Origin of the sequence: Streptomyces puniciscabiei (genome assembly GCF_006715785.1) — a bacterium.
Taxonomy (GTDB): domain Bacteria; phylum Actinomycetota; class Actinomycetes; order Streptomycetales; family Streptomycetaceae; genus Streptomyces; species Streptomyces puniciscabiei.
Genome location: NZ_VFNX01000001.1, coordinates 1,882,117 through 1,893,980, shown reverse-complemented (window position 1 = coordinate 1,893,980; position 11,864 = coordinate 1,882,117). Strand labels below are relative to the sequence as shown.

Annotated in this window: 11 protein-coding genes; 5 read left to right on the top strand and 6 right to left on the bottom strand. The window is 71.7% G+C overall.

What is annotated here, in order from left to right:
* Positions 1-605: 605 nt before the first annotated feature.
* The 3 genes from FB563_RS08460 (at position 606) to FB563_RS08450 (ending at position 3,671) form a co-directional block, all read left to right on the top strand.
* Positions 606-2,183: a S1C family serine protease gene (locus FB563_RS08460; RefSeq protein ID WP_435015279.1), complete on the top strand. Its 1,578-nt coding sequence runs from the start codon at positions 606-608 to the stop codon at positions 2,181-2,183.
* 84 nt (positions 2,184-2,267) lie between these two features.
* Positions 2,268-2,738 (top strand): sec-independent translocase, encoded by a 471-nt coding sequence (locus tag FB563_RS08455; protein ID WP_055706889.1) that lies wholly within the window; start codon positions 2,268-2,270, stop codon positions 2,736-2,738.
* A 267-nt stretch (positions 2,739-3,005) separates the two neighbouring features.
* Positions 3,006-3,671, top strand: a complete 666-nt coding sequence (locus FB563_RS08450; RefSeq protein WP_055706894.1) for a hypothetical protein — start codon at positions 3,006-3,008, stop codon at positions 3,669-3,671.
* Positions 3,672-3,741: 70 nt separating this feature from the next.
* Here FB563_RS08450 and FB563_RS08445 read toward each other — a convergent pair whose 3' ends face one another.
* The 3 genes from FB563_RS08445 to FB563_RS08435 are packed head-to-tail and all read right to left on the bottom strand — an operon-like array spanning position 3,742 to position 6,815.
* Complete coding sequence (locus tag FB563_RS08445) at positions 3,742-4,875, bottom strand: Mrp/NBP35 family ATP-binding protein (RefSeq protein WP_055706888.1); 1,134 nt, start codon at positions 4,873-4,875, stop codon at positions 3,742-3,744.
* A gap of 43 nt (positions 4,876-4,918) precedes the next feature.
* A complete protein-coding gene (locus FB563_RS08440) occupies positions 4,919-5,533 on the bottom strand; it encodes a DUF1003 domain-containing protein (protein ID WP_055706887.1) in 615 nt (204 codons plus the stop codon).
* Complete coding sequence (locus tag FB563_RS08435) at positions 5,523-6,815, bottom strand: magnesium transporter MgtE N-terminal domain-containing protein (RefSeq protein WP_055706886.1); 1,293 nt, start codon at positions 6,813-6,815, stop codon at positions 5,523-5,525. Before FB563_RS08435 ends, FB563_RS08440 begins: the two co-directional genes overlap by 11 nt.
* A gap of 190 nt (positions 6,816-7,005) precedes the next feature.
* On the opposite strand from FB563_RS08435, the gene FB563_RS08430 reads away from it, so the two are divergent.
* The gene (locus FB563_RS08430) at positions 7,006-7,752 is read left to right on the top strand and encodes a hypothetical protein (RefSeq protein WP_199832852.1); all 747 of its coding nucleotides are present in this window, start codon (positions 7,006-7,008) and stop codon (positions 7,750-7,752) included.
* Between the two features lie 93 nt (positions 7,753-7,845).
* On the opposite strand, the gene FB563_RS08425 is transcribed toward FB563_RS08430, so the two are convergent.
* Together FB563_RS08425 and FB563_RS08420 are read right to left on the bottom strand one after the other, a co-directional pair.
* Positions 7,846-8,373, bottom strand: a complete 528-nt coding sequence (locus FB563_RS08425) for a hypothetical protein (RefSeq protein WP_055706885.1) — start codon at positions 8,371-8,373, stop codon at positions 7,846-7,848.
* Positions 8,374-8,397: 24 nt separating this feature from the next.
* Positions 8,398-9,528, bottom strand: a complete 1,131-nt coding sequence (locus FB563_RS08420; protein WP_055706884.1) for a magnesium and cobalt transport protein CorA — start codon at positions 9,526-9,528, stop codon at positions 8,398-8,400.
* Positions 9,529-10,012: 484 nt separating this feature from the next.
* Between FB563_RS08420 and FB563_RS08415 the strand changes: the two genes are divergently transcribed.
* Positions 10,013-10,597 (top strand): suppressor of fused domain protein, encoded by a 585-nt coding sequence (locus FB563_RS08415; protein WP_055706883.1) that lies wholly within the window; start codon positions 10,013-10,015, stop codon positions 10,595-10,597.
* A gap of 41 nt (positions 10,598-10,638) precedes the next feature.
* On the opposite strand, the gene FB563_RS08410 is transcribed toward FB563_RS08415, so the two are convergent.
* Entirely contained in the window at positions 10,639-11,838 is a 1,200-nt protein-coding gene (locus FB563_RS08410; protein ID WP_055706882.1) for an MFS transporter, read from the bottom strand.
* Positions 11,839-11,864 lie beyond the last annotated feature (26 nt).

Sequence of the window (11,864 nt, the reverse complement as noted above, 5' to 3'; positions counted from 1 at the left end):
CGGAGGGAACGGCGGGGGCGACACCGAGCGACTCCGCCCCGGCGCAGGGAGCCGGGTCGGGGCGGGCCGGGTCCGAGACGGGTGAGGGGGACAATGCCGAGGCCTTGGCCGACGGGTCCTTCGAGCCGACCGAGGACGGCGACTTCGAGCTGGCCAAGCCGGTGTCGGAGCCGACGGCCGGTGCCGAGGCGGACGGGCCCGCTCCGGCCGACAGCTCGACCGGGCCCGGGGCAGGCGCCTGGGCGGCTCCCACCGAGCGGCCCAAGCCGTTGCACGACCCGGACCCCTACGGCACACCGCCGTACGGCCAGCCGGGCCCCTGGGCGCCCGCGCCGCCCGTACAGCACCCTGCGGTCACCGCGGCCCAGGGCCCGGCTCGGGGAACACCCGCGCCTGCCCCCACCGCTCCATCGACGGCACCCGGGGCTCCCACGCCGGTTCCCGGGCCACCCGCACCGGCAGCCCAGGCGCCCACGCCCACACCCGTAACGGGGCCGCACACCCCGGCACACGGCGTACCCGCTCCGGCGGCACACACCACCGGTGCCGACGTACCCCCACCCGGTGCCACCGCTCCCCTCACAGTCCCCGGGGCGCCGACCACAATCCCCGAGGCGCCGACCCCCGCCGCCCCAGCCGCCGACACCTCGGCCCCTGCGGCGCCCACCCCTGACGTTCAGCCGTCCGGTGCTCCCGTTGCGGCGGTGCCTGCGCCTGAGGTTCGGCCGCCCGGTGGTCCCGTTGCGGCGGTGCCTGCGCCTGGCGTTCAGCCGTCCGGTGCTCCCGTCCCGGCGGCGCCCAACCCCGGCGTTCAGCCGCCCGGCGCTGCCGCCCCCTCGGCACCCGCCCCCTCGGCACCCGCCCCCGGCGCGCCCGCCCCGGCCGCTCCAGCCCCCGGCGTCCCGGCGCCCGGTGCCCCCGCTCCCGCAGGCCCCCCGGTGCCGCCCCTCTCCGGGATGGAGGCGGGGCGGCGTTATGACCCGTGGGCTGTGGAGTCTCCCAAGGAGCAGGTGTTCGGGGCGGGGGCGTGGCAGCAGACCGGGGCCGGGGTGCCGACCCAGGAGGAGCGCGGGCGGCGGGGGAGGCGGCTGTTGGTGGGGTGGAGCCTCCTGGTGGCCCTGGTGTCCGCGGTTGCCGGCGGGGTGGCCGGCGCCTGGGTCGAGAAGCAGGGGCTGGGGGACGACGTACGGCTGCCGCAGGCCGGGCACGTGCCTGCCGGGCGGGCGCCGGACAGCGTGGCCGCGATAGCCGCCCGCGCGCTGCCCAGCGTCGTCACCCTGCACGTCACCGGCACCGAACAGAGCGACACCGGCACCGGCTTCGTGCTCGACACCCGGGGGTACATCCTCACCAACAACCACGTCGTCGCGCCGGCCGGCTCAGGCGGCGCGATATCCGTGACGTTCAGCAGCGGCGACACCGTCAAGGCCGAGGTCGTCGGCCACGACAGCGGCTACGACCTCGCCGTCGTCCAGGTCCACGGCGTGCACGGGCTCACCCCGCTGCCGCTCGGCAACTCCGACGACGTCCGGGTCGGCGACCCCGTCGTCGCCATCGGCGCTCCCTTCGACCTCGCGGGCACCGTCACCTCCGGCATCATCAGCGCCAAGGAGCGGCCCATCACGGCCGGGGGAGAGAAGGGCGACGGCAGTGACGTCAGCTACGTCGACGCGTTGCAGACCGATGCCCCGATCAACCCGGGCAACTCCGGCGGCCCGCTCCTCGACTCCCGGGCCCAGGTCATCGGCATCAACTCCGCCATCCGTTCCGCCGACGGCGGCTCCGACTCGGACAGCAGCCAGGCCGGGTCCATAGGTCTCGGCTTCGCCATCCCGGTGAACCAGGCCAAGCGGGTCGCCGAGGAACTGATCAGCGACGGCCACGCGACCCACCCCGTGATCGGCGTCACCCTCGACATGGCGTACACCGGCGACGGCGCCCGGATCGACAGCACGAGCGCGAACGGCGGCCCCGCCGTGAGCAGAGGCGGCCCGGGTGACCGGGCCGGTCTCAAGGCGGGCGACGTCATCACCGAGGTCGACGGGGAGCGCGTGCACACGGCCGAGGAACTGATCGTCAAGATCCGCGCGCACCGGCCCGGCGACCGGCTGCGGCTGACGGTCCGGCGCGACGGCACGGACCGGGACGTCCCGCTCCGACTGGGCGCGGCCGAGCAGAACTGACACAAGTCTCACCTCGGGACGGTACCGGTCGGACAGGAACGCCGGGTACCGTTGAGCGACCGAGGACATCGCAAGGAGCGTCAGGTGTTCAATGACATAGGGCCACTGGAGCTGGTGACCATCATCGTGCTCGCCGTGCTCGTCTTCGGTCCGGACAAGCTCCCGAAGGTCATCCAGGACGTGACGCGCACGATCCGGAAGATCCGCGAGTTCTCGGAGAGTGCCAAGCAGGACATCCGCAACGAACTGGGTCCGGAGTTCAAGGACTTCGAGTTCGAGGATCTCAACCCGAAGACGTTCATCCGCAAGCAGCTGGACAACGACGAGCTGGGCCTGAAGGAGATCCGCAACGGGTTCGACCCGCTGAAGAAGGAGATGGCCGAGATCACGGACGCGGTCAACGGGCGGGAGAGCGAGGTGTCCGCGTCGTCCGCGGGCTCCTCGGCGTCCTCGTCGGCCGCGGGTTCGGCCGCCTCGGGGCGTGTCGACATGACCAAGAAGCCCGAGGCGCCCGCCAAGGACGAGCGGCCGCCCTTCGACGCGGACGCCACCTAGCGGACGCCACCTAGCGGACGCCCCCAGGCGCATCCCCGGCGCCGACACGCGCACGCGGGCGTACCCCGCGCACGTGACGCGTTTCATAGCACGCCCCCGTCGCACACGGCCTGAACAGGCCGTTCGCGCGACCCACGCATCCAGCGCCTGCCCTGCGGCTCTCACCGGTGTGGATATGCTGCCGAGTTGTTGTGCGGACCGGACGAGTACGCCCGAAGGGGGGCGGGCCACCGCTGGTCCGACGAGAGCGAGGAGGCGTCCGGGCAGATGGAGACGACGAGTCGGGTGGGCGCGCAGTCGCCGGCCGCGGAGGGTGCGCAGCAGCTCCCCTCCGCCCGGCGTACGGTCGACGGTTATCTGCAGGCACCTTTCCCCTGGTACGGCCTCGACGAGGCGTTCACCGGTCCACGCTGGCTGATGCAGGTGGGGACGACGGCCGACGGCGCCGTCGAACACGGCTCGATCGGACACGGCGACGAGCCCTCCGTGCGGGGCGAGGCCGGCTCCGCCGGTGAGCCGCGGGAGAAGTTCGCGGTGGTCGTCACCGTCGCCGCGCAGCCGTCCCGGAGGAGCGCGGACGGTACGGGGCTGCTGGAGGCCACGTCGGTCTCCTCGGCGGCGTGGCTGGCCGGGGTGGGGCTGCTGTCCTTCACCTGGCCGGGGCAGATGGACCACAGCCTGCGGGACGACTGGCTGGAGCAGCAGACGGAGACCGCGTGGGCCCTGGCCGACGATCTGGAGGGGCCGGAGTGGAGCCGGCTCTCTCTTCCCGTGGATGGGGCTGCGGCCTCGTTCTATTACCGGGAGTCGGAGTTCGGGTGGGTGCTCGCGGGTACGACCGAGGCGGGGGTGCACTTGGGGGCGTACGGGCGCGGGATGAGCGCGTACGGTCTAGGGTTCGCCGTCGTGAAGGACGTTGCCGCGTACGCCTAGCCGGCGGGACTCAGCGGAAAAAGGGGCGCCGTTGCTCTCGGCGCCCCTTCGCCGTAGGGCCGGAAAGCTCTCAGAACTTGTTCTTCGGCGTGATCCCCAGCGACAGGCCCGACAGGCCCCGCTGGCGGCCGCCCAGCTTGCCGGCGATGGCCCGCAGGGCGGATCCCGCCGGGGAGTCCGGGTCGGTCAGGACCACCGGCTTGCCCTCGTCGCCGCCCTCGCGGAGGCGGACGTCGATCGGGATGTTGCCGAGGACCGGGACGGTCGTACCCGTGGTGCGGGTGAGGCCGTCGGCGACCATCTGGCCGCCGCCCGTGCCGAAGACGTCGACCATCTCGCCGCAGTGCGGGCAGGGCAGGCCGGACATGTTCTCGACCACGCCGACGATCTTCTGGTGGGTCTGGACGGCGATGGAGCCGGCCCGCTCGGCGACCTCGGCCGCCGCCTGCTGCGGGGTCGTCACGACCAGGATCTCGGCGTTCGGGATCAGCTGGGCGACGGAGATCGCGATGTCGCCGGTGCCGGGCGGGAGGTCCAGGAGCAGGACGTCCAGGTCGCCCCAGTACACGTCCGCCAGGAACTGCTGCAGCGCCCTGTGCAGCATCGGGCCACGCCAGACGACCGGGGCGTTACCCGGGGTGAACATGCCGATGGAGATGACCTTCACGCCGTTCGCCGACGGCGGCATGATCATGTTCTCGACCTGGGTGGGGCGGCCGTCCGCGCCCAGCATGCGCGGCACGCTGTGGCCGTAGATGTCGGCGTCGACGACGCCCACCTTGAGGCCGTCGGCGGCCATGGCGGCCGCCAGGTTCACCGTCACCGAGGACTTGCCGACGCCGCCCTTGCCGGAGGCGACCGCGTAGACGCGGGTGAGGTTGCCGGGCTTGGCGAACGGGACCTCGCGCTCGGCCTGGCCGCCGCGCAGGGCCGCCGCCAGCTCCTTGCGCTGCTCGTCGCTCATCACGTCGAGGGTGACGTCGACGCGGGTGACGCCCTCGACCCGGGAGACCGCCTCGGTGACGCGCTGGGTGATGGTGTCGCGCATGGGGCAGCCGGAGACCGTCAGGTACACGGTGACCGCGACCACGCCGTCATCCCCGATCTCCACCGATTTGACCATCCCCAGTTCGGTGATGGGTCGGTTGATCTCGGGGTCGTTCACCGTCGCCAGTGCCTCGCGCACCGCGTCTTCCGTAGCCATGAGAACGATGGTACGGCGCGCCGAGGGGCGTCCGGGATGCCCCTCAGCGGTCGTCTGTGTCACGTCCCGGAGACCGATCTGACCGTTCCGCCGGGAATACGACATGCCCGGGGTGCCCGTCGTGCCGACGGCGTTCCTCCAGCTCCTTGACGAAATCCTGCAGCTCCGAGCGGATCCAGTCGCGGGTCGCCACCTCGCCCAGGCCCAGGCGCAGCGCGGCGATCTCCCGGGTCAGGTACTCGGTGTCGGCGATGGACCGCTCGTTCTGCTTGCGGTCCTGCTCCAGGTTGACCCGGTCGCGGTCGTCCTGCCTGTTCTGTGCAAGCAGGATCAGCGGGGCCGCGTAGGAGGCCTGCAGGGACAGCGCCAGGGTCAGGAAGATGAACGGGTACTCGTCGAAGCGCAGATGCCGGGGCGCGGCGATGTTCCACAGCACCCAGACGATGATGACGACCGTCATCCAGACGATGAAGCGTCCCGTGCCCAGGAAGCGGGCGATCCGCTCCGACAGCCGGCCGAAGGCCTCCGGGTCCCACTCGGGGATGATCCGGCGGCGCGGCGGGCGCGGCTGGTCCAGGCGGGGCGCACGGGGCCGGGTGGCGGCCGTGGCGCCCGCCGGGGTGCGCTCACGGGTCGCGGTGTCGCGCTCAGGAGCCATAGGTCCCCACCCCCTCGTTCTCGTCGTTCAGGTGGAACTCCGTCTCCCGCCAGTCCTCGGGCAGCATGTGGTCCAGTACGTCGTCCACGGTGACCGCGCCGAGCAGTGACCCGGACTCGTCCACCACGGGCGCGGCGACCATGTCGTACGTGGCGAAGAACCCGGCGATGACGCGCAGCGCCGCGTCCGGGTCCAGTGGCTGCAGGTCCGTGTCGACGATGGAGCTGACCAGGGAGTACGGCGGCTCGCGCAGCAGCCGCTGGAAGTGGACCGTGCCCAGGTACTTGCCGGTCGGGGTCTCGTCCGGCGGACGGCAGACGTAGACCTGGGCGGCGAGGGCCGGGGAGAGGTCGGGGTTGCGGACCCGGGCGAGCGCGTCGGCGACCGTGGCGTCCGGGCGCAGCACGATCGGCTCGGTGGTCATCAGACCGCCGGCCGTGTGCTCCTCGTACGACATCAGCCGGCGCATGTCGGCCGCGTCGGACGGCTGCATCAGGCTCAGCAGCCGCTCCTTGTCCGCCTCGGGCAGCTCACCGAGCAGGTCGGCCGCGTCGTCGGGGTCCATGGCCTCCAGGACGTCCGCCGCGCGCTCCTCCTTGAGCTTGCCGAGGATCTCGATCTGGTCGTCCTCCGGCAGCTCCTCGAGCACGTCGGCCAGCCGGTCGTCGTCGAGGGCGGCGGCGACCTCGGCCCGTCGCTTGGGGGAGAGGTGGTGCAGGACGTTGGCGAGGTCGGCGGGGCGCAGCTGCTCGAAGGTGGCGAGCAGGCTCTCGGCGCCCTGTCCGTGCTCCTCCAGGGAGAAGCCGGTGACGGCCGACCACTCGACGGTCAGCGTCTCGCCCTTGGCCCGCCTGAAGGCGCTCGCCTTCCTGCCCTTGCGGACGAAGACGCGGTCGACCTCCCAGTCGCGGCGGGCCGGCAGCTGCTGCACGGACAGGTCGAGGACGGTGACCTCCTCGCGGGTCTCCACCAGGGTCACCCGCCGGTCCAGCAGCTCGCCGAAGACCAGCCGCTCGGTGGGCCGCTGCTCGAAGCGCCGGACGTTCATCACGCCGGTGGTGATGACCTGCCCGGACTCGACGCCGGTGACCCGGGTCATGGGCAGGAAGATGCGGCGCCGGGTGACCAGTTCGACGACCAGCCCGAGCAGGCGCGGGGGTTTGCGGCCCACGCGCAGCATCACGACGAGGTCGCGCACGCGGCCCACCTGGTCGCCGTTCGGGTCGAAGACGGGGACCCCGGCGAGGTGCGAGACGAAGATCCGGGGGGCGCCGGCTGCCATGGCTGTGGTTCCTTTGGGTGGGGTTCGTGTGAGTTGCTCGGAAATGCCCGCACGGTTGCGCTTCAGGCTAGCCCCTCCTGATCGGATACGCCCCGGTGGGCCCTCCGGACGGACTGGCTCCGCCGGGCGACCGGGGCACCGGTACGCTGCGGTACGCCGCTCAGGAACCGTCAGAAAGGCAGCCCCACCTGTGACTGCGATTCCCCAGGGCCGAACCGGCCGGGCCGCGCGGGTCACCGCGCTGTGCGCACTGGCCGTGACAGGGGTGGCGGTGCTGACGGGGTGCGGCGGCGGGGATCCGGACGCGGGGACCAACGGCGTGGGCAAGCTGCCCGCCGACCGGATCCAGGCGAGGACACGGGCGGCGGCGGCGTCGGCGTCCGCGGTACGGCTGTCCGGCACGGTCGTCACCAGCGGCCGTACGTACACGCTGGACATGCAGCTCAAGGCCGACGGCGGCACCGGGTCCGTGACGTCGAAGGGGGCGACCTTCAAACTGCTGCGGGTCGGCAGGCAGCTGTATCTGAAGGCCGACGCGGACTTCTGGAACCAGGCCGACGGCAAAAGCGGCGACGGCGCGGCCGCCTCGCTGAACGGCAAGTACGTCAAGGTGCCGCAGGCGGACCCCGCGTACAAGAAGTTCAGTGGCTTCACGGACAAGGACGTCCTCCTCGACGGACTGCTCACACTCCACGGCACACTGGCGACGGACGGCCACCACGACGACGCGGGTACCCGCACCATCCGCATCACCGGCGACAAGGGCTCCGGCGGCAGCCTCGACGTCTCCCTGGAGGGCACGCCGTACCCCCTCCGCCTGGTCCGCGGCGGCGGGGCGGGCACGCTCAGCTTCTCGGACTGGGGCAAGGACTTCACCGTCGCCGAGCCCGCGAAGGGTGAGACTGTGGACTACGGCAAGCAGCTGCCGACGTCCTAGTTCGTCCGGTGCGGCGCCCGGTCCTGTCCGCCGCGACGGCGCTCGGCCCCCGCGGCGCCTTCCGGCCGTCCCGGACCGAGACCAGCCCCGCCGCTACTTTCCCTTCCGCTTTCCCTTTCGCCGCTTCGCAAGCAGCCTCGGCAAGCCCGCCGGAATCGGCATCCGCGTGGTCGCCGGAGTCGTGACCGGCCGCTCGGCCAGGCTGTCGGAAGGCAACGGCAGCACGGACCCCGCCGGAGCCAGGCGCAGCACCCGGCACTCACGCGCCCAGCGGCCCGGCATCTCCTCGCCGTCGGGGGCGTTCAGGCGTTTGCCCTTCAGCTCGGCGACGGCCGCCTCCCACTCCTCGGAGCGGGGGGACAGCTCGGACACGGTCGCCGGGAACGTCACCAGCCGGCCGCCCTTGTCCTTGCTGCGCACGGTGACCTCGGCGGTGCCCCCGTCGACCAGCCCTTCGAGGGGCTGCTCACCGGGCCCGTCGCCGACCAGGCACACCGCGCCCTCGTGCCACACGTGCCACAGCGCACGCGCGGCGGGGGACCCGGCGCCCCTGACCCAGATGAGGCCGGACTTCTTCGAGGCCTCCTCGATGAGGGCCCGGTCGAGCAGCTCGCTTGTCATGGGCCCAGCCTATCCAGCGCCCGCTCACAGCCAGCCGTTGCGCTTGAGCACCCGGTGGATGCCCACGCACATGGCGATGGTGACGCCCAGGACCAGCGGGTAGCCGTACTTCCAGTGCAGCTCCGGCATGTGGTCGAAGTTCATGCCGTACACACCGGTCACCATCGTCGGCACGGCGATGATCGCGGCCCAGGCGGTGATCTTGCGCATGTCCTCGTTCTGCGCGACGGACGCCTGCGCCAGGTTGGCCTGGAGGATGGAGTTGAGGAGTTCGTCGAAGCCCAGCACCTGCTCCTGGACCCGGGCGAGGTGGTCGGCCACGTCCCGGAAGTACTTCTGGATGTCCGGGTCGACCAGCCGCATCGGCCGCTCGCTCAGCAGCTGCATCGGGCGCAGCAGGGGAGCCACCGCCCGCTTGAACTCCAGTACCTCACGCTTGAGTTGGTAGATCCGTGCCGAGTCCACACCACGGGAGACCCCGCCCTTGCGGCCCGGCGAGAAGACCTCGGTCTCCACCTCGTCGATGTCGTCCTGCACCGCGTCGGCGACCGCGATGTAGCCGTCCACGACATGGTCGGCGATCGCGTGCAGCACCGCCGAGGGGCCCTTTGCCAGCAGCTCCGGGTCGTCCTGGAGGCGGTGCCGGAGGGCCCGCAGCGAGCCCTGGCCGCCGTGCCGGACGGTGATGAAGAAGTCCCGGCCGGTGAAGCACATGACCTCGCCGGTCTCCACGACCTCGCTGTTGGCGGTGAGCCGGTCGTGCTCGACGTAGTGGATGGTCTTGAACACGGTGAAGAGCGAGTCGTCGTACCGCTCCAGCTTGGGCCGCTGGTGGGCCTGCACCGCGTCCTCGACGGCCAGCGGGTGCAGCCCGAACTCGCTCGCGATACCGGCGAATTCGGCCTCCGTCGGCTCGTGCAGACCGATCCACACGAAGCCGCCGTCGCGCCGCACCTGCCGCATCGCCTCCTGAGGGCTGAGCGGCTTCGCGCTCGCGACCCGGGCGCCGTCGCGGTAGACGGCGCAGTCGACGACGGCCGACGGGGTGGCCGGGTCGCGGGTGGTGTCGTACGACGTGCTCGACGCGCTCGTGGCCTTGCGCAGCGAGACGCGGGACGGACGGACCACGGCGCGCAGGTCGCGGATCATCGACATGGGCAGGCTCCTTCGCGACAGGCAACGAAAGACCGCCGGCGACGGGTGGAACTACCCGGAATGAGGACGTTTTCACTGCGGATGTTTGGCACGTCCACAAAGCGGGGAGCACCGCACCGTCGCGGTGGCGACTTCGCTACTGATGCAGAACTGATTCGATCAGGCAGATCGGGTGATCAGACGATCAGGGCAAAGCGAAACGAAGTGCTCTTCCGAAGGGCAACGCGCACGGGAGGCGTGGAACAGCCGGAAACCAGCCAGCGACTACATCAACGGGCGGAAGAGCGAGTGGTACTGCACGGTCGACTTCGATCCATGACAGCCCCACCTCCTCCGGCCGGTCCCTCGTAAGGGAGTCTCATCGGCGTCGGGACTCGATCGCGACGCTTGTGCGTGCTGTCCCGAACCACCGGCTCAGCGTAGCAGCCGCCCGAAGTGTCAAGTCGCCGCTTTGCCCGCTACTGACGAGTTCTATGCTCGCCGCATGGTTGATGTTCTTCCTCTGGTCGAGGCACGGTTGACCACCGCCCTGGGCGAGCCGGACGCGCGCGCCGCCGTCACCTTCCTCGGCACGGACCGCATCGAGGTGCTCCGGTTCCAGGAGGGGGACGTCCTGCGGTACGCCACCCTCGGCATGTCCGCGCACCCGATGACCGACCCCGCCGCGATGCTCGCCGACCCGGTCAAGGGCCCCCGCGCCGAGCTGGTCCTCTCCGTCCGCGCGGGCCTCGCCGACACCGACAAGGTGCTCCGGCCGCTCGCCGTGCTGGCCGCGTCCCCGCAGGTGGAGGGTCTGATCGTGACCCCGGGCGCCTCCCTGGACGTGGGCGACCCGCTGTGGCCCGGCGCCCCCTTCACCTCGGTGCTGGTGGGCGAGCCCGGCGGCCTGGTCGAGGACCTGGAGCTGGACGACCCCATGGAGCCCGTGCGGTTCCTGCCGCTGCTGCCGATGACCCCGAACGAGGCCGCCTGGAAGCGGGTGCACGGCGCCCAGGCCCTCCAGGAGCGCTGGCTCGCGAACGGGACGGACCTGAGGGACCCCGCCCGCAGGTCCGTCCCGCTCGACTGACCGGCACGTGACCGATCTCACCAACGCGGGCCAGGATCCGGTCAGTTGGCGAAGACGGAGACGCCGTCCTCGGCGGCGTGCTCCGGCGCCGGCCCCTCGGGCTCGTGGGCGAGGGCCTTGCGGCGTACGACCACCACGGCCGCGCCGAGCAGCGAGGTGACCGCCGCCACCACGAACGGGAGGTGGATGTCACTCCACTCCTCGATCTTGGGCGCGAAGTAGGGCGCGGCGGCGGCCGCGAACCAGCGGACGAAGTTGTAGCCCGCGCTCGCCACCGGGCGCGGGGCGTCCGACACCCCGAGGGCCAGTTCGGTGTAGACGGTGTTGTTCACGCCGATGAGCGCGCCGGACAGGATCGTGCAGACGATCGCGGTGGTGTGGTCGCCGTAACCGAGGACCAGGACGTCCGCGGCGAGCAGCACCAGCGAGCCGCCGAGCACCTTCAGCGAGCCGAACCGCTTCTGCATGCGCGGCGCCACGATCACGGAGAAGACCGCCAGCAGCACACCCCAGGCGAAGAACACCGCGCCGGACCGGTACGGGGTCATGTCCAGCACGAACGGCGTGAAGGCCAGCACGGTGAAGAACGTGTAGTTGTAGAAGAACGCGGAGACCGCGGCCGAGGCGAGACCGCCGTGGCCGAGCGCCCGGATCGGGTCCAGGACCGAGGTCCTGCGGGCCGGCTTCGGCTGCTCCTTCAGGAACGCCGTGATGCACAGGAAGCCGATCGCCATCAGCGTGGCCGTGCCGAAGAACGGGTAGCGCCAGCTCATGTTGCCGAGGATGGCGCCGAGCAGCGGGCCGCAGGCCATGCCGAGGCCGAGCGCGGACTCGTACAGCAGGATCGCCGCCGCGCTGCCCCCGGCCGCCGCGCCGACGATCACCGCGAGCGCGGTGGAGACGAAGAGCGCGTTGCCGAGGCCCCAGCCCGCCCGGAAGCCGACGAGCTCGGCGACCGAGCCCGATGTGCCGGCCAGGCCCGCGAAGACGACCACGAAGGCGAGGCCGAGCAGCAGGGTCCTGCGGCCGCCGATGCGGCTGGAGACGAAGCCGGTCAGCAGCATCGCTACCGCGGTGATCAGGAAGTACGAGGTGAAGAGCAGGGACACCTGCCCGGCGGTGGCGTGCAGGCCCTGCGCGATCGACGGAAGGATCGGGTCGACCAGGCCGATGCCCATGAAGGCGACGACGGAGGCGCCGGCCGTGGCCCAGACCGCCTTGGGCTGTCGCAGCAAGTCCATCTGTACTCCCCACTCACATCACAAGT

Coding starts and splice junctions, on each gene's coding strand:
- FB563_RS08450 (WP_055706894.1), top strand. CDS start 3,006: ATGGAGACGACGAGTCGGGTGGGCGCGCAGTCGCCGGCCGCGGAGGGT.
- FB563_RS08445 (WP_055706888.1), bottom strand. CDS start 4,875: ATGGCTACGGAAGACGCGGTGCGCGAGGCACTGGCGACGGTGAACGAC.
- FB563_RS08440 (WP_055706887.1), bottom strand. CDS start 5,533: ATGGCTCCTGAGCGCGACACCGCGACCCGTGAGCGCACCCCGGCGGGC.
- FB563_RS08435 (WP_055706886.1), bottom strand. CDS start 6,815: ATGGCAGCCGGCGCCCCCCGGATCTTCGTCTCGCACCTCGCCGGGGTC.
- FB563_RS08425 (WP_055706885.1), bottom strand. CDS start 8,373: ATGACAAGCGAGCTGCTCGACCGGGCCCTCATCGAGGAGGCCTCGAAG.
- FB563_RS08420 (WP_055706884.1), bottom strand. CDS start 9,528: ATGTCGATGATCCGCGACCTGCGCGCCGTGGTCCGTCCGTCCCGCGTC.
- FB563_RS08415 (WP_055706883.1), top strand. CDS start 10,013: ATGGTTGATGTTCTTCCTCTGGTCGAGGCACGGTTGACCACCGCCCTG.
- FB563_RS08410 (WP_055706882.1), bottom strand. CDS start 11,838: ATGGACTTGCTGCGACAGCCCAAGGCGGTCTGGGCCACGGCCGGCGCC.